14 protein-coding genes are annotated in these 17,772 nt (G+C 39.7%); 8 read left to right on the forward strand and 6 right to left on the reverse strand.

The window, feature by feature from the left end:
* Positions 1-149: 149 nt before the first annotated feature.
* The 8 genes from NMS_RS01695 (at position 150) to NMS_RS01730 (ending at position 8,778) form a co-directional block, all read left to right on the forward strand.
* The gene (locus NMS_RS01695) at positions 150-1,088 is read left to right on the forward strand and encodes a geranylgeranylglycerol-phosphate geranylgeranyltransferase (RefSeq protein ID WP_231862349.1); all 939 of its coding nucleotides are present in this window, start codon (positions 150-152) and stop codon (positions 1,086-1,088) included.
* Complete coding sequence (locus NMS_RS01700) at positions 1,088-2,038, forward strand: carbon-nitrogen hydrolase family protein (RefSeq protein WP_041495084.1); 951 nt, start codon at positions 1,088-1,090, stop codon at positions 2,036-2,038. The genes NMS_RS01695 and NMS_RS01700 overlap by 1 nt, the downstream gene beginning before the upstream one ends.
* 145 nt (positions 2,039-2,183) lie before the next feature.
* Positions 2,184-3,164, forward strand: coding sequence for a pseudouridine synthase (locus NMS_RS01705; protein WP_041495086.1), 981 nt, complete (start codon positions 2,184-2,186; stop codon positions 3,162-3,164).
* A gap of 80 nt (positions 3,165-3,244) precedes the next feature.
* Positions 3,245-4,636 carry a type III PLP-dependent enzyme domain-containing protein gene (locus NMS_RS01710; protein ID WP_041495087.1) on the forward strand — a complete coding sequence of 464 codons (1,392 nt, stop codon included), beginning with the start codon at positions 3,245-3,247 and terminating at the stop codon, positions 4,634-4,636.
* 51 nt (positions 4,637-4,687) lie between these two features.
* Positions 4,688-5,626 carry an agmatinase gene (gene speB, locus NMS_RS01715; RefSeq protein ID WP_041495089.1) on the forward strand — a complete coding sequence of 313 codons (939 nt, stop codon included), beginning with the start codon at positions 4,688-4,690 and terminating at the stop codon, positions 5,624-5,626.
* A 17-nt stretch (positions 5,627-5,643) separates the two neighbouring features.
* Complete coding sequence (locus NMS_RS01720) at positions 5,644-6,612, forward strand: deoxyhypusine synthase family protein (RefSeq protein WP_041495090.1); 969 nt, start codon at positions 5,644-5,646, stop codon at positions 6,610-6,612.
* A gap of 32 nt (positions 6,613-6,644) precedes the next feature.
* Positions 6,645-7,052, forward strand: a complete 408-nt coding sequence (locus NMS_RS01725; RefSeq protein ID WP_041495091.1) for a hypothetical protein — start codon at positions 6,645-6,647, stop codon at positions 7,050-7,052.
* A gap of 160 nt (positions 7,053-7,212) precedes the next feature.
* Positions 7,213-8,778, forward strand: coding sequence for a bifunctional GNAT family N-acetyltransferase/carbon-nitrogen hydrolase family protein (locus NMS_RS01730; protein ID WP_041495093.1), 1,566 nt, complete (start codon positions 7,213-7,215; stop codon positions 8,776-8,778).
* A gap of 245 nt (positions 8,779-9,023) precedes the next feature.
* Here NMS_RS01730 and NMS_RS01735 read toward each other — a convergent pair whose 3' ends face one another.
* From NMS_RS01735 to der, 6 genes are all read right to left on the reverse strand, one after another.
* A complete protein-coding gene (locus NMS_RS01735; protein ID WP_041495094.1) occupies positions 9,024-9,611 on the reverse strand; it encodes a helix-turn-helix domain-containing protein in 588 nt (195 codons plus the stop codon).
* Between the two features lie 131 nt (positions 9,612-9,742).
* On the reverse strand, positions 9,743-11,140 hold the full coding sequence (locus tag NMS_RS01740; protein WP_041495096.1) for a glycosyltransferase 87 family protein: 1,398 nt from the start codon (positions 11,138-11,140) through the stop codon (positions 9,743-9,745).
* Positions 11,141-12,628 (reverse strand): cellulose synthase family protein, encoded by a 1,488-nt coding sequence (locus NMS_RS01745; RefSeq protein WP_041495098.1) that lies wholly within the window; start codon positions 12,626-12,628, stop codon positions 11,141-11,143. It abuts the gene before it with no gap.
* Positions 12,625-13,326 carry a glycosyltransferase family 2 protein gene (locus tag NMS_RS01750; protein WP_041495099.1) on the reverse strand — a complete coding sequence of 234 codons (702 nt, stop codon included), beginning with the start codon at positions 13,324-13,326 and terminating at the stop codon, positions 12,625-12,627. Before NMS_RS01750 ends, NMS_RS01745 begins: the two co-directional genes overlap by 4 nt.
* A gap of 180 nt (positions 13,327-13,506) precedes the next feature.
* The gene (locus NMS_RS01755) at positions 13,507-16,275 is read right to left on the reverse strand and encodes an outer membrane beta-barrel protein (RefSeq protein ID WP_041495100.1); all 2,769 of its coding nucleotides are present in this window, start codon (positions 16,273-16,275) and stop codon (positions 13,507-13,509) included.
* A 45-nt stretch (positions 16,276-16,320) separates the two neighbouring features.
* A complete protein-coding gene (gene der / locus NMS_RS01760; protein ID WP_041495101.1) occupies positions 16,321-17,625 on the reverse strand; it encodes a ribosome biogenesis GTPase Der in 1,305 nt (434 codons plus the stop codon).
* Positions 17,626-17,772 lie beyond the last annotated feature (147 nt).

Genomic DNA, 17,772 nt, shown 5'->3' on the forward strand with positions numbered 1-17,772 from the left:
GAAAAGCCTGAAACTTTTGTTTCAGGCTTTTTTTATGTCTGAAATACAGGTCGTATTTTACTACACAGATAACTTATTTCATTTTTTACAGATGGTCAATCTTGATCGATATAAGATTTTAGAGAAACAATAATCGCTAACTTTGATTCATGCCTGCAACTACCACTATGAACGGTAACAAAAGTAAACTCAAGCCACTTGCTATCAAGGTATTGAGTTTGTTCTCTAGTGTACGTTTGTATAACGTAGCCTTAGTGGCACTCGCACAGATTCTAGCCGTTATTTTTATTATTGCTCCCAGCCGTTCCGTACGTGAGATTGTTACAGATTATAAGTTATGGTTAATCATTGTCGCATCTGCCGCTGCGATTGCAGGTGGATATATTATTAATAATTTTTACGATAGAGAAAAAGACCTCATCAACAGGCCCCAAAAAACCTTGTTAGAAAATCAGGTGAAGCGCTCCACCTTATGGTCGGTCTATTTTTTGCTTAATGGGATTGCCTTTGGTTTTGGATTGATAATTTCTTGGCGCGCAGGATTATTCTATGCCGTTTACATTACCACCATGTGGTTCTATTCCCATAAACTTAAAAAGGTCTTGTTTATCGGGAATTTGATTGCCGCTGCACTAGCCATCATGCCGTTCTTTGTACTGTTTATGTACTATAAAAATTTCTATCTAGTTGTCCTGGTTCATGGGTTGTTCCTATTTTTAATCATAGGTATGAGAGAACTGATCAAGGATTTAGAGAATTTGAGAGGGGATCTAGCCCATAACTATCATACAGTGCCAGTGGTACTGGGCGAGAAGACTACAAAGAAGTTTTATACGGTATTAACGGTAGTGACCATTTTACCAGTAGCTGCATTGATCCTGTTTTTTGAAACAGGATATATGAATTACTATTTTGCCTTTATCACAGGCGCATTGTTAGTTTGTTTACCACTGCTGTGGTCTTCTCGTAGAAAACGCGAGTATTTATTGATTCATTTTATCCTCAAAATCATTATCGTTTTAGGTGTATTTTCTATTCTACTCATCGATTTGCCAGGAATTTTAGAACGTTTAAATACCATACTATAATGAATTCGAACATCAAGGTAGCACTAGCTCAAATCGCACCCGTATGGCTGGATCGTGAAGCGACTCTTGAAAAGATATTGCAAAGCCTAGAGCAGGCAAAAAATGAAAATGCAGAATTAGTAGTTTTCGGTGAAGCCTTGTTACCTGGTTACCCGTTTTGGTTAGCGCTTACAGATGGTGCTGCTTGGAATAAAAAGGTGGTGAAAGAATTACACCGGCATTATTGCTTAAATGCCGTGGACATAGAAGCAGGAGATCTTGAGGTGGTTTGCGCTTTCGCGAAAGCGAACTCCATAGCCATCTATCTAGGAATCATAGAGCGCCCCAGCGATCGAGGTGGTCATAGCTTGTACGCCAGCCTGGTTTACATTGACCAAAATGGCTTGATTCAAAGTGTGCATCGCAAACTACAACCTACTTATGATGAACGACTTACTTGGTCACCAGGCGATGGAAACGGATTAGTAACTCATCACCTTAAAGGCTTTACAGTAAGTGGTCTCAATTGCTGGGAAAACTGGATGTCGTTACCTAGAGCTGCTATGTATGCTCAAGGTACTAATTTGCATGTGGCAGCCTGGCCAGGTAGCGATTACAATACTAAAGATATTACCAGATTCATAGCTAGAGAAGGACGCACCTTTGTTTTGTCTGTTTCTAGCCTTATGTTGAAAGAGCATTTCCCAAAAGGCACACCACATTTAGAAGAACTGCTAGAAAATGCACCTGCAGTTTTAGCAAATGGTGGCAGTTGTATAGCTGGCCCAGATGGCGAGTGGATTATCGAGCCGCAAATAGGGAAAGAAGAGCTGATCACCGCAACTTTAGATTTAAATAGAGTATTTGAAGAACGTCAGAATTTTGATCCAGCTGGACATTATTCCAGGCCTGATGTGACTCAATTAAACGTCAACAGAAAGCGACAGTCGACTGTTAAATTTGAAGATTAGTTATTTCTATCCTGTAATCAGCAAACGAAAACAGCAGATATAGGTCGTATCATATTACAGTCAAATATCTGGAATGAAGTATTTGTGAATTACGATTTTTCGTGTAGCATTTACCAAAAAGTTATCTTTGCAAAAAATTGAAGTGATGAGTAGAGGAAATGAAGGTTCTAAAGGAAAAGGCAGTGGTCGTCAAGGCGGTAGCGGTAGCTCAACTGGAAAAGGTGGTAATCGAAGAAACGCTGGATCCCAAGAGCATACTAGCAACACCTCTGGGCGTGGGAGTGCCTCTACAAAAAATACCCGCGGTGGAAAAAATCAAGTAGTAGGAACCTCCAGATCTGGAAATCCTGTTACTAAAAAAGAATACATCAACCGTAAGAAAAAAGAAACGACAGCCACGGCTAAATCAGATGCTAAAGGAATACGCTTGAACAAATACATCGCTAATAGCGGTATTTGCAGCCGTCGAGATGCAGATATTTATATTGCCGCTGGAAGTGTTACCGTTAATGACAAACCCGTTATTGAAATGGGTTATAGAGTTCAACCGTCTGACGAGGTGAAATTTGATGGCCGCTCTATTGAGCCTAAATTAAAAGAGTACTTTTTGCTTAATAAACCTAAAGGATTTATTACTCCGCGTTCAGGAGAGAAGGCTTCAAAAACCGTTATGGATTTGATGGCTAACGCCAGTACCTCTAAACTTCACTACGTAGGTAGATTAGGAAGAAAATCCGTAGGGTTGATGCTATTTACAAGTGATTTAGAACTGGCAAATTCAATGAACAACCCTAACAAGAAAGTGCGCCAAATTTATCACGTTGCACTGGACCGTAGTTTTAAGCATGAAGACTTGATGAAAATCCGCAATGGAATTTCTATTGAAGGTGAGGAAATTAAGGTGGAAGAAATCAGCTATGTAGAAGGTGGAAGAAACAATGAGGTAGGAATTGAAATACATAGCAATCAGGACAACATTGTACAAAGAATATTTGATCACGTAAACTATGAAGTAGTCGTATTAGACCGCGTTGTTTTAGGTGGTTTGACTAAAAAAGATTTACCTAGGGGTAATTACCGCTTTTTGACCAAGCAAGAAGTCATCAATTTGAAGATGAGTTTTTAAATTTAATATTTGTCTAACATACATATAGCCGACAATACGGAACTTAGTTAGTTTATTAGTAATTATTATAAATCAACGTATTGAATACCAAATACATAGATCTTATTGATCAAACCTATCATTTTCCGTCAGAGGAATTTGATCTCGTGGACCGACAATTACAATTTCATGGCATAGACCTTATGTCATTGGTTCAGGAATATGGTAGCCCATTGAAGTTCACCTACTTACCTAAGATTTCAGAAAACATCAATCGTGCAAAAGGTTGGTTTGAAACCGCTTTCGCGAAAGCGGACTACCAAGCCACCTATAGGTATTGCTATTGTACCAAGAGCTCTCATTTCAAGCATGTGCTGGATGAAGCGCTCAAAAACGATATACATATCGAGACCAGTAGTGCTTTTGACATCAACATTGTAAAGAGCCTCAAAGCAAGCGGTAAAATCACTAAGGATACTTATGTGGTGTGTAATGGTTTCAAGCGCGATTTGTATATAGAAAACATTGCTGATCTGATCAACAGCGGTCAACACAATTGCATTCCCGTCATTGATAATCTAGAGGAGTTGCCGCTTTTACAACAGGCAACAGAGAAAAAATTCAAAGTTGGGATTCGGATTGCCAGTGAAGAAGAACCTAAGTTTGAATTCTATACCAGTAGATTAGGTATAGGTTATAAAAATATCCAAGCCTTTTACAAAAACCAGATTGAAGGTAACGATCAAGTGGAACTTAAGATGTTGCACTTTTTCATCAACACCGGTATACGCGACACCGCTTATTACTGGAACGAATTACACAAATGCCTGAAGGTGTACATTCAGCTCAAAAAGATGTGCCCTTCATTAGATAGCTTAAACATAGGTGGTGGCTTTCCTATTAAGAACAGCCTCGCTTATGAGTTTGACTATCAATACATGGTGGAAGAAATCGTAAGCCAAATCAAATTAGTTTGTGAAGACTCTGGAGTTGAGGTTCCTCATTTGTTTACGGAATTTGGTTCTTTTACAGTGGGAGAAAGCGGCGGAGCGATTTATAAAATCTTGCACCAAAAACAACAAAACGATCGTGAAAAATGGAGCATGATCAACAGCTCATTTATCACTACACTGCCCGATTCTTGGGCTATAAGCAAGCGTTTCATATTACTCCCACTCAATAGGTGGCATGATGAATACGAGCGTGTTTTGTTGGGCGGATTGACCTGTGATAGCGACGACTATTACAACAGCGAGCAAAACGTAAATGCTATTTACTTGCCTAAATACCATAAAGACAAACCGTTGTACATAGGTTTCTTTAATACAGGAGCTTATCAAGAAAGTATAGGAGGTTATGGCGGGCTTCAACATTGTTTGATCCCTAATCCTAAACACGTCTTGATCGAGAGAGATGAAAATGGCGAAATACAAACGAGGATTTTCAGAGAGCAACAAACATCAGAGCAGATGCTGAATATATTAGGCTATTAATCTGCCTTTGATATTTATTATATTTATCCACTTGACACTAAACATTTTATCATGAGTACTACTAACTACGCTGGCATAGAAGATCAATATGCTGGTTTGGACAATGCATCCATAGTTCTAATTCCAGTTCCTTATGATGGAACGAGCACGTGGCAAAAAGGAGCCGATAAGGGTCCTGAAGCTTTTCTAGACGCTAGTCGCAATATGGAATTGTACGATATAGAAACAGATACTGAAGTGTATCAACACGGCGTGTATCTTGCAGACCCTGTGGCAGAGCGTGGCTCACCAGAAGCTATGGTGGATGCGGTACACGCAACGACAAAGAAATATATTAAGAAGAATAAATTTGTAACCCTTTTTGGAGGAGAACATTCCATTTCTATAGGAAGTATACGAGCCTTCAATGAGATGTTTGAAAACTTGAGTGTCTTACAAATCGACGCGCATGCAGACTTGAGAAAAGAATACGATGGCAGCACTTGCAATCATGCATGTGCGGTTTATGAAGCCAGCCAAACGACCAATCTCGTTCAGGTAGGAATACGCAGTATGGACAGCGTGGAATTAGGCATCAACGATGAGGAAAAAGTATTCTACGCTCATGAGATGGCACAAGACGACTACTGGGCCGAAAAGGCTACAGAAGCGCTGACTGAAAACGTATTCATTACCATCGACCTTGATGGTTTTGACCCTTCTATTTGTCCCTCGACGGGCACTCCAGAGCCTGGCGGCTTGTTTTGGTACGAGACCTTAGACTTTTTAAGAGGCGTTTTTGAAGAGAAAAACGTGGTAGGGTTTGACATCGTTGAATTATGCCCTAATCCAAATGAAAAGTCATCCGACTTCCTTGCAGCTAAGTTGTACTACAAAATGCTGAGCTACAAATTCAAGGACATTGCCCTTGAAGGAGAAGAAGGATATGATTCTGATAAAGCTTTCGCGAAAGCGGGATTAAAGAAAATGAAAAACATCAACGAAGACTAGTCTTCAAAAACAAACTCATGAGTAAACCTATTACAGATTTCATAGAAAAATATTTCCTTCACTTTAACGGTGCCGCACTAGTCGACGCTGCTAAAGGTTATGAAGCCCAACTGAACCAAGGTTCCAAAATGCTAGTTTCACTGGCTGGAGCAATGAGTACGGCAGAGATTGGGAAGATTTTTGGTGAAATGATACGTCAGGATAAAGTACAAATCGTCTCCTGTACAGGTGCTAATCTAGAAGAAGATTTAATGAATCTAGTGGCGCACTCTCACTACAAGAGAGTTCCTAACTACCGTGACTTGACACCACAAGACGAGTGGGATTTGCTAGAAAAAGGATTGAATAGGGTTACGGATACTTGTATTCCTGAAGAAGAAGCATTTAGAAGATTACAAGAGCACATCGTAAAGATTTGGAAAGATGCGGAAGCTAAAGGCGAGCGTTACTTTCCACATGAGTACATGTACAAATTGTTATTAAGTGGCGTACTGGAGCAATACTATGAGATTCCAATCGAAAACTCCTGGATGTACGCAGCAGCTAAAGCTAATTTACCTATAGTCGTTCCAGGATGGGAAGACAGTACCATGGGGAATATATTTGCGAGCTATGTAATGAAAGGCGAGCTTAAAGCAAGCACCGTTAAGAGCGGGATTGAATACATGACCTATCTGGCAGACTGGTACACAGACAACAGCCAGAACGGTATTGGTTTCTTCCAGATAGGTGGTGGTATCGCAGGAGATTTCCCTATTTGCGTGGTACCAATGTTGTATCAAGACATGGAACGCACGGACACGCCATTTTGGAGTTATTTCTGTCAGATTTCAGATTCCACAACCAGTTACGGTAGTTATTCAGGAGCTGTGCCTAACGAGAAAATTACCTGGGGAAAACTAGATATGGACACCCCTAAATTTATAGTAGAAAGCGATGCTACGATTGTGGCTCCATTGATATTTGCGTATCTTCTAGATATGTAAAATCTCACTGTAAAACCCTTAAAATAAGCATTATGAAAAATATATTTCTTATACTATTTATCGCGGCAGCAACCATTTCTTGTGGTTCTAATAAAGATAAAAACAGAGTGTCTCAAGATTTTAAGATCAAATTCGTTTCACTTAAAGATGCGATCGTAAAACTGGAGTGTACAGAAGGTTGTGCCTGGAAGGAATTATCCTGGTCAAAGAATAACAATCGCCCACAAGCGATAAATGCTTACGGAATGATAAGTCAGGATGAACCTATTAATACAAAGGATAAACTTCCAGATTTTAAAATTCTTATAGAGCCTACCGACAATGGAGCTACACTACAAAGCTTGAATGGAACGGCGTGGAAGAAACTTTCCTTCTCCTGTGTTGATTTGAGTGACTGCAATCAGTTTGTTGACTTCAACGGAGTGACACAACAAAAGTAAACTTTCTGAGATAAGTTCGCTTTCGCGAAGGCGGAACAACCAACCACCTGCATTGCCTAATTATAGACTATGCAGGTTTTTTGATATATAGAATTAACAGCAATTAGGCAGTGAAAAACGTTGGTACGACTACCTTTGCACAGAAATTAACACCCACTAAATGAGTACAGTAAACATAGACAAAATAGATAATTTGAATTTGGAGTTCCTAAACGTGGCTGACTATGAGCAGTTGAAACACGCGATGATTGACTCCTATTCTAACTTGCCAGATTCTATATGGAGCAAGCAACAAATCAAGACATTAGTCGATAAATTCCCGGAGGGCCAGGTGGTTCTAAAAGTGAACGATGAGATTGTCGCCTGTGCGTTATCTATTATCGTGAACTATGACGACTTCCGTGGGCATTATACGTATGAAGAAGTGACGGGCAGTTACAAGTTTGACACCCATGATGATGAAGGGGACGTACTGTATGGGATTGAAGTATTTATAAAGCCACAATACCGCGGGATGCGATTGGGTCGTCGTTTGTACGATTACCGTAAAGAGTTGGTTGAGAATTTGAACTTGAGAGGTATTGCCTTTGGTGGGCGTATTCCTGGGTATCATAATTATTCTAAGGACCACACACCTAAACAATACATCGAGAAGGTGCGTATGAAGGAAATCAACGATCCTGTCTTGAATTTCCAATTGAGTAACGACTTTCATGTGACTCGTGTGCTAAAGAATTACCTAGATGAAGACGCAGCTTCTAAGCAATATGCAGTATTGTTAGAATGGGATAATATTTATTATACAGCGCCTTTAAAAGCAGACGATACAAAGACGGTGAAAAGCACTGTTCGACTTGGTTTGATTCAATGGCAAATGCGCCCTTATGCGGGCATTGAGGAGCTGATGCAGCAAGTAGAGTACTTTGTGGACAGTCTAGCTGCTTACAGGTCTGATTTCGCTTTATTCCCGGAATATTTCAACGCGCCATTGATGGCAGCATATAATGACAAAAGCGTTAGCGAGGCGATACGTGAATTGGCTAAGTACACCGGAATGATTAGGGATCGATTTTCTGAACTTTCCATCAAATACAATATCAATATCATCACAGGTTCCATGCCTGAAATCATCGATGGGCATTTATACAACATAGGAAACCTGTGTCGTCGCGATGGAACTATTGAGCAATACGAAAAGATCCATGTAACTCCAGACGAGCAGAAGGTCTGGGGATTGAGCAACGGGAATAAAATTCAGACCTTCGATACCGACTGTGGGAAAATCGGGATTCTTATTTGTTACGACAGTGAATTCCCTGAATTGAGCCGCATTATGGCAGAAGATGGGATGCAAATGCTGTTTGTTCCTTTCTTGACAGACACTCAAAATGCGTATGCACGAGTACGTTTATGTTGTCAGGCCCGAGCGGTAGAGAATGAATGTTATGTAGCTATTGCTGGTAGCGTGGGTAACCTACCTGCGGTTGAAAACATGGACATTTCTTATGCTCAAAGTGCGGTATTTACCCCATGTGATTTTGCCTTCCCATCTAACGGAGTAAAAGCAGAAACAACGCCTAATACAGAGATGATCCTCATTGCTGATGTAGACCTAGATCTTCTAAAAGAATTGCACCATAATGGCGCTGTGAAAAACTTGAAGGACCGCCGTCATGATTTGTACAGCGTTTCAAAAAAGAAAGAACACGAGTCGCTTAAGAAGTAGGTTTCTTTGAGAGTTCAAAGTTCAAAGTTCAAAGTTCTGTAAGATTTGGGTTTTTTCTTTATTATTCAATTTAATTCCCTAAAAAGAGTGTCTGAAACTGCGTTTCAGACACTCTTTTTTTGATGCAGGCGATCCTTTCTAAGTAATTTATCTTTTATCTATGACTAAAATCGAATCATCACTGATTTCAGAATTACCTTCTCACTCCTTCTCGACTTTCACCCGCTAACGCTTAGAAAGATAAACTACTTGATCATCGGGATAATACTGGGATAAGTTATCTGTTTGTCGCGGTAATTTAAAATGGCAAAAACAACCGCTAACGCATAATTGATAAAACTAAATCCTCCAAAACTATAGATGATCGAATTAAAGGTGGGTATGTTATCGACAAATTGAAAATATGGCTCTAGATCCGATCCAAAAAACATGATAACTATCGGCAAGGAATAGGAAAGTATGGTCCAGACTATTTGAAAGTTTAGTAATCTAGCTCCCACTCTATTGAGCCCGATTATTTTATCTCTTTTAGTCAGCCAGAGAATCATAGGGAGAATGATGTTTCCTGCGGGAATAAATACACCACAAATGACTGATAGGTGGAAGAACATCAGAAACTGTCGGTCTTCCTTCTTCCCATAATCTAATAGATCTTCAATATTGATTTGCAATGTATCGCATATCAATTGCAAGGTTTTCCCGCGAGGTTCGTTCTGCTCATTCTCGATGCGTTGAACAGTGCGCAGGCTAATTTGAGACTGGTCTGCGAGTTCTTCTTGAGACATGCCTTTCCTTATACGGGCTTGTTTTATTTTAGAAGCAATGGATTCCATGGTTTTATTTTTAAAGTTGGATCCAAAAGTAGCTGAGAGAAATACCAACTCTGGAATTTAAGTCTTGACTTATCTGTGACACTCTTGCGACAATCCTGTCAATAGGCTGTTATATAGCTACTTAATTTAATCTATTTATATCTCGTGTTGGGCATCCATCGAGATTGAACCCATAATTCATAGGTTAGAAAAGCTATGACCATCGAATATTCTATTCCAATCCACCACATATTTTCTTGAAACAAGGCGTTCGAGTATGCTGAATAACTCACGAAAACCAAGCCACTCCAAATAACCATGTAACGGTATTTTGTGAAAATTGAGAATAATAAAGGTATGGTCAAATACCAAGGATGCACGGTGGTGGAGAACAACAGGTAAATTGTAAAAGAGAACAGAATGCTGGTTAGTAGGATTTCTGGAAATTGATTTTTGCGAATTACAGCAAGCAATAGAATAGACATCAATGTAATTACAGGCAAAATTTTACCTACCGTGCCTATAATGTTATAACCAGTGATCTGGAACCCTATCTCTCGAATGATATAATATACACTTGCATTAAATTCAAATGTTCCAAACCAAAGCCCTACAGAAGACCCATAGTTTTCAATCAAATCTGCTGAAATAAATGGAGCGAATCCGAGTGAAACTGTAGCAGCTAAAATGCCGAAGTATAAAAACCACCTTTTCCATTTCATACCTTTCAACAACAACGGCAAAATCATGACTGGCAATAGCTTTAATAAGATGCTAAAACCTATAAAAACAGGACTCTTCAAACGCTGGTAGGTGATAAAATAATACACTCCCATAAGCATCAAACATGCCATCACTCCTTCCCAGTGCAAGTTTGCAGTCAACTCAATAATTACAAATGGATTCAAAAAGTAAAGCAAGATCAAATAATCAGGTTTGCCTATCAAGCGCAGCAACCTGAGCCCATAGAAAAACACCACTACATCTGCAGCAATAATGAACACCCGCATCCATACGACCGTCATCAATAAATTATCACCTCCTAAGTAAGCCGCAGCTGCAAAGAAAAGTTGATTGAGTGGTGGGTAGTTCGTATAATGACCGCTAGAAAGTTCTCCCATGGAGGAATGCAGCAGCTGTGCATTTGGCACAACCTCAACGCCAGCAGCTATTAAATCATCTGGTAGATATATGTAAGGATTCAGACCGTTGAGCAGCAAATGACCGTCCCAGATAAACCGAAAGAAATCTTGTGATAATGTGGGCGTGTTCCATAAAAAAACCAGTCGCAATACGATACCCGCAATTAACCAAACCAAAATATGAGGAGGCCGCTGCCACAAACGTCCTAGCTTAAAAGAAAATAGCTGAATTTCTCGGGATTGAGCCGTTTTGAAAATCCAGTAAAATCCACCGAAAAACACAAATAGTGTGGTGTAGCAGATGAGACTGTCGAGAAACTGCTTTCGCGGAAGCGAACTAAAGACAGCACACTCTAAAAAACTGAGGATCAGCAAGATTCCAAAACCGTTTTGCAACCGCGCTTTCATCTATTGCTTGTCCGTTAGACTGCGAATAAATACAAACCCAAAACCGATGACCAGCATTAAATGAAAAGGAAATAGTCCAAAATCGCCGCCTTGATCACCTACTATAAAGGCAGAGTATAAACCGAAGATAAAATAGAGCGTCAATAAGCCTTCAATAACAACATTGGGGCTCAGCTTTTTGCGTAAGTATTTATTGGCTTTCCAATTGCTACCCACGGCGGTTAAATTGAACTTAGGCGTGCGCACAAACTCACTGCGCTTTCCTATATGACCTTCTATTACCGCAATCGAATTATGTAAAGAAAATCCCATCGCAATAGAAAAGAAAGTGAAAAACATACCAATGTAAGTGACGAAATTTTTGAAACCACCGCCATAGATGTTGCGATACATGTACCAATAACACACAAAAAAGATGAGTGTACTGATCACGAAAAAGCTCATCACTATAAAGTAAACTTTCAAATGCTCGTACTCGTTTTTAATATACAGCATAGGAATGCTTAGTACAGCAACAATCAGCACATTGAGAAACATGGTGCTGTTTAATAAATGTAAAATCCCATGAAACTTTGTTTTGGCTGAAATGGTCTTGCTGCTCAAAACACGTTTGAACATCTTTTGAAAATTCTCTGCGCCACCTTTATTCCATCTGAACTGCTGGGAACGAGCAGCACTGATGACGATGGGCAATTCCGCTGGAGTGGTGACGTCTTCTAGGTATTTGAACTTCCATTGCTTGAGTTGGGCGCGGTAACTTAGGTCTAGGTCCTCAGTCAAGGTGTCGCCCTGCCAGTTTCCAGCGTCGTATATGGTTTGTTTGCGCCATATTCCTGCAGTGCCGTTGAAGTTTATAAAATGACCTTTTGAATTACGGCCTACTTGTTCTAGGGTGAAATGCGCATCTAGTGCAAATGCTTGGATCTGCGTCAGTATACTGTAGTTTCTGTTCAAATGGGACCATCGGGTTTGTACAACGCCTATATCTGGATCCTGAAAATATCCTACCGTTTTAAGAAGCCAGTCTGGTTGTGGAAGGAAATCAGCATCAAATATGGCGATGAATTCTCCTTTGGCGGTTTTGAGACCTTCTTTAAGTGCACCGGCTTTATAACCGCTGCGATCAGTCCTCATGATGTGCTGAATGTCGAATCCCAGATTTTGAAGTTTATCTACCTCCATAGAGGTGATCTCTAGTGATTCATCTGTGCTATCATCTAGCACTTGGATTTCTAGTTTGTCTTTGGGGTAATCAATGAGGGCGATGTTTTCTAATAACCGCTCTATAACATACAACTCATTAAAAACGGGCAGTTGTATAGTTACATAGGGCAAATCTGCCTTAGTAGGGACTTGGTAGTTAGTGGCGGAGGCTTTTCTATTTGCCTGCAGGTAATTCACCAATAAATTCAATTGGGAAAGTGCATAAAACAGGATCATAATTAATGATGCTGAATAGATAATGATACAAATCCACTCCAGTATCATTTTTTAAGCCCGTATTTGAAGATCCATGTCAATATCTTAACGCCTGCAAAGATAGCACCTTTGAATGTTCCTGACACTTTGGACACGCCTATTCTATTACGGTAGCGTACAGGAACCTCTTCATAAGTGTAGTTTTTCTTCAACGCTTTCAATTGCATTTCTACGGTCCAACCGTAGGTTTGATCTTGCATTTGTAACGCAACTAACTTTTCATATTTGATCGCTCTAAATGGGCCTAAATCAGTAAACCTTGAATTAAAAAATAACTTCATCAGGTTAGTGGCCAGCCAATTGCCAAAAATCTGAGGACCTGTCATCGATCCTGTTTCTCGTAATTTTTTATCACGAGCTCCTATAACAAAATCGATATCTCGCTCGATAATAGGCGCAGTAAGCAAAGGCAACTGTTCTGGATAATCGCTGTAGTCGCCATCAATAAACACGAGAATATCTGGTTGTCGTTCTAGGCCTGCGATGTAATCCATGCCTTTTAAACAAGCAAACCCATAACCACGCCTAGACTCCTGGAGTACTGTGGCTCCAGCCGCCATGGCATTTGCGACGGTTTGATCTGTAGAATTGTTACTGACTACAATTACTTCATCAATATATTTTGGTAAATCCTGTATCACAAGCCCAACAGAACCTGCCTCATTGAATGCAGGAATCAGGACTTTAATGATGGGCTGTTGTGTCAATTTAAATCTTTTGAAGGCGCAAGTTATGCAATATGTAATGGCTACAAGAAGCTATTACCCATATCATGTACGGGACAATGCGCTTTTGGGTTGCTTAAAGTGCTAGAAATTGAGAACTAAATAGATGTAAAACCTTTGCAGTAGGTTGTTGATGAGTTCGCTTTCGCGAAAGCGAACTCTCTAGAAAAATTTAGTTTTATTGTTATCCGGATCTGATCCACCAAATTTGGACAATTTATAGGTGAAGCTCAACATGAAATATTGTTGTAATACCAGGCTGCTTGTATCAAGTACGAAATCCTGGTTTACATTACGACGTGTTGCAATCACCTGATCGAGTAAATCATAAGCCGTGACTTTTAAAATAGCCTTATCCTTTGCAAACTTGTAGCCTAGACTTCCTATCAAAACAAAGCTGTCATTATCAAATTCTGAAGAGACATTACCAAATCTGTTGTATTCTCCTCGCAATCCCATGGTTAAATTTTCTGGCCAAAAAGTAGTCAAATCAATGGCTGCTGTATGATTAGTAAAACTTTGGTCTTCTATAGAAGCGATGTCGTATGCTGTTGAATTCAGGTTCAAACTGTAATCCAGTTCAATTTCAAACAGGTCACGAATACTGTATTCAAAACTAGCTCCTGGCGTAATTCCTAAGGATTCACTGGCAAACTGAATACCATTAGTAAAGGAAACGAAACGGTTATAATTAGCATTTATGGAGATATCTCCACCAATGTCACGCTTGTCTTTTTTCCATGTTTTGCTAAAACTAGAATACAAATATCCATTTCTATTCCCGTCAACATTTGTGTAGGTAGTTGTTCTAATCAAGTCATCATCAGTCGTGGTGATTGCAGCGACTGCATCTTTGTTAAAGGACATATTACCACCCATGTAAAATCCAGATCCTTTTTCCCAATCGTAATTACTCCAATTGAGATTTACATTATGCCTGATCGTTGCGTCTAGATCAGGATTACCTACAACGATATTAGTAGGATTTGTACGGTCTTCTACAGGTTGTAACTCACGAACACTTGGTACGTCAACACTATTGTTGTAGTACAAATAAACTTGACCAAATTTTCCTATTTTCTGACGTAGGTTGGCTTGTAAAAACAGGTTGTTGAAATCCTTACTGAAGCTTACTTGTTGTAAAACATCCTCACTTTCTAAGGTTTGGAAGATATATCCAGTGCCTAATTCCATGCGGAATTCTCCCTTTTCATAGGAGACGCCAACTTCTGGACGTTGTTGCGTGCTTATTACATCAAAGTCATTGCTCAAGGTCGTATTGAAATCCCTGTTTCCACTATTAGGATCAATATCAAAAACATTACGCTCACTACTTTGATCTCTATGCTGGTAATTATATTCTACCGAAGCACGCCAATTGCTATCCAATGCCTGACGATATCGCGGCCCAAAACTATAGGTGGTGTTTCTCGTATTTTGATTGATCAACTGGTTTTGAATATCAGTAGTCGTGGTGTTATTATTGAACGTATTACGTTCTGAATTAAAACGATTGTCTGAATTGTTCTGATCTTCACTAAAATCTGCAGAGAGGCTTATAAAGCTTCCTTTAGTTTTCAAACGTCTACTAACATAAAGGTTAGCCCCCAGATTTCTGTTATCCGATATATTGTTACTGGTCGTAGTTACATCATTTATCAAGTTCCCGTCTTCATCTCGAGAAGCAGAGAACTGATTAGAATTACTGCTATTATCAGAAAGCGTTGCTCTAGGTCTAAAGTAGATGGAGGTGAGCGTATCTGGTTTTACAGTGATACGACTTCCAAACCTGTGATTGTTCCCTAGGCTATTGCTATTGTTCGAACTAGTAGTAGTAAACGTACGATCTGGAAGGAAAGTCGTCCTTCTGGAATCAGTGGCCGATATGTTATCAGAGCGTCCATAAAAGTAGTTGGCATCTGCCTCTACTTTCTCACCGTACTCGTCGCTGTAATTGAAACCTGCAGATCTACTGCTTGTGATACCACTATTGCTACCAAAGTTGACTCCATTGATCCCAAAACTACCATTAGAACTGCGACTGATGGAATAAGCACTGCTCCCCATGGCGTCATAAATTTCATCAAAACTGAATCCTGGTGAATTGATGTTATTGCTACTTCCTAGAACACTAACTCTCAATTCGTCCTTAAAATAATTAGCAATACCACTCATGGAGTACCTATCATCAGTTCCAGCTCCTGCGGTAAGCCTAGAAAACCAGCCTTTATTCTTGTCCTCATCAATGGTGATATTGATCTCACTGGCATTATCATCACCTGCATCACCACTTTGTTTTTGTTCTTCTGTTTTAGATTCGGTGACCTGAATTTTATCAATGATTTCTTTTGGTAGATTTTTTAAAGCAATTTGCGGGTCGTCACCAAAGAACTCTTTCCCGTTCACCAAAATCTTAGTCACCTGTTTTCCATTAACAGTGATATTACCGTCCTTATCCAATTCAACGCCAGGTAATTCTTTAATAACATCTTCTAATGTAGCGTCAGCTTTAGTATTGAACGACTTAGCATTAAACTCTAATGTATCTTGTTTTAAAGTAATAGGTGCCTTTCTCGCAGTAACAACTACATCCCCTAAGGATTCGATATCGTTGCTCAACATTATATTCCCCATATCGATCTGACGGTTTTTACTCAAATCGAGTACTCGAGTAATTTCCTGATAGCCTTGAAACGAAGTATAAAAATTTAAAAGCTCATAGTTTGTATTCCCAGTCAAATTGAACTTTCCATCAATATCTGTGATGGAGTAAGTGATCAAGGTTGAATCCTCAACGGACTCTAGAAAAACAGTTGCACTTAAGAGTTTTTGTTTAGTAACAGAATCAGTTACTGTCCCAGTAATAGTAAATTGTTGAGAATGGACGAACAGGCTACCTAAGAGTAGCGCTGCAATAACGAATTTATTCATAAATGGTTTGGTTGGTCAAAAAAGGTCATCAAGAACTATTCCTTTTTACTTTTTTCTCATATACACACTCACAGGGACGCCGTGAAAATCAAAGTTCTCTCGCAATTTATTTTCTAAAAATCGCTTATAAGGGTCTCTCACATATTGAGGGAGATTACAGAAAAAAGCAAATTGCGGCTGCGGTGTAGGCAGCTGAGTAATAAACTTGATTTTTACAAACTTCCCTTTCAAAGATGGTGGCGGCGTGTGTTCTATAATAGGTAACAGCACCTCATTCAACTTGCTGGTCTTAATTTTCTTACTGCGGTTTTTGTAAACTTCTACCGCTGTTTCTATAGCCTTGAAAATACGTTGCTTGTTAAGAACGGAGATAAAGACAATAGGCACATCTGTAAATGGCTCCATCTCACGGCGTATTTGTGCTTCATAATCTCTAACAGAATTGGTTTCTTTTTCTACCAAGTCCCATTTATTCACCAGTATCACGATTCCTTTGCGGTTACGTTCTGCCAGCCAAAATATATTTTGTACCTGACCATCAAACCCACGGGTGGCGTCCATAACAATCAAACAAACATCACAGTGCTCAATAGCGCGTACACTGCGCATTACACTGTAAAATTCTAGATCTTCTTTAACCTTTTTCTTACGACGTATACCAGCGGTATCCACTAGATTGAACTCAAATCCAAAACGATTGTATTTAGTATCAATGGAATCACGAGTGGTCCCTGCAATATCCGTAACAATATAGCGCTCCTCGCCTATCAATGAATTGATAAAGGAAGATTTACCCGCATTAGGACGACCTACCACAGCAAATCGAGGCAAGTCCTCTTCTACCGTTTCAACATGCTCTGGTAAAGCTTCTACTACTGCATCTAGCAAATCACCCGTACCACTACCGCTAATGCTAGAAATAGAATGATAATCCCCTAAACCTAGATTATAAAACTCATAGGCATCTTGCTCTCTCGCCGGATTATCCACTTTATTGACCACCAATAAAACAGGTTTTTTAACCTTGCGCAATAAATTAGCCACATCCTCATCTTCTCTAGTAATCCCATCTGAGGCATCTACCATAAAAAGGATCACATCAGCTTCATCTATTGCGAGCTCTACTTGCTTGTCAATTTCTTCTTCAAATACGTCATCACTACCTATGGCATAACCACCCGTATCAATGACTGAAAAGTCACGGCCATTCCAGTCGCTTTTCCCATAATGCCTATCTCTTGTCACTCCACTGATAGCGTCGGTTATCGCCTCGCGGCGCTTGATCAAACGGTTAAAAAGGGTGCTTTTTCCAGTGTTGGGTCTACCAACGATTGCTACAATACTCATAATCCTGCTTTTGCAGCTGCAAAGGTACTTTTTTTAAGCGCGGTAGTTGAAGGAATTTATGGCGGAATAGCAATAGATTTCGCAAGCTGTTTTATGTAGAGATCTGGAAGATTATTTCGCTTTCGCGAAAGCGAAATAGCATCACAAATA

Source organism: Nonlabens marinus S1-08 (assembly GCF_000831385.1).
GTDB lineage: Bacteria > Bacteroidota > Bacteroidia > Flavobacteriales > Flavobacteriaceae > Nonlabens > Nonlabens marinus.

What these genes read in the sequence shown, in the direction of transcription:
- speB (WP_041495089.1), top strand. Translation starts at nt 4,688, where the DNA reads ATGAGTACTACTAACTACGCTGGCATAGAAGATCAATATGCTGGTTTG.
- NMS_RS01745 (WP_041495098.1), bottom strand. Translation starts at nt 12,628, where the DNA reads ATGATACTGGAGTGGATTTGTATCATTATCTATTCAGCATCATTAATT.
- NMS_RS01695 (WP_231862349.1), top strand. Translation starts at nt 150, where the DNA reads ATGCCTGCAACTACCACTATGAACGGTAACAAAAGTAAACTCAAGCCA.
- NMS_RS01705 (WP_041495086.1), top strand. Translation starts at nt 2,184, where the DNA reads ATGAGTAGAGGAAATGAAGGTTCTAAAGGAAAAGGCAGTGGTCGTCAA.
- NMS_RS01740 (WP_041495096.1), bottom strand. Translation starts at nt 11,140, where the DNA reads ATGAAAGCGCGGTTGCAAAACGGTTTTGGAATCTTGCTGATCCTCAGT.
- NMS_RS01720 (WP_041495090.1), top strand. Translation starts at nt 5,644, where the DNA reads ATGAGTAAACCTATTACAGATTTCATAGAAAAATATTTCCTTCACTTT.
- NMS_RS01735 (WP_041495094.1), bottom strand. Translation starts at nt 9,611, where the DNA reads ATGGAATCCATTGCTTCTAAAATAAAACAAGCCCGTATAAGGAAAGGC.
- NMS_RS01755 (WP_041495100.1), bottom strand. Translation starts at nt 16,275, where the DNA reads ATGAATAAATTCGTTATTGCAGCGCTACTCTTAGGTAGCCTGTTCGTC.
- NMS_RS01725 (WP_041495091.1), top strand. Translation starts at nt 6,645, where the DNA reads ATGAAAAATATATTTCTTATACTATTTATCGCGGCAGCAACCATTTCT.
- NMS_RS01730 (WP_041495093.1), top strand. Translation starts at nt 7,213, where the DNA reads ATGAGTACAGTAAACATAGACAAAATAGATAATTTGAATTTGGAGTTC.
- NMS_RS01700 (WP_041495084.1), top strand. Translation starts at nt 1,088, where the DNA reads ATGAATTCGAACATCAAGGTAGCACTAGCTCAAATCGCACCCGTATGG.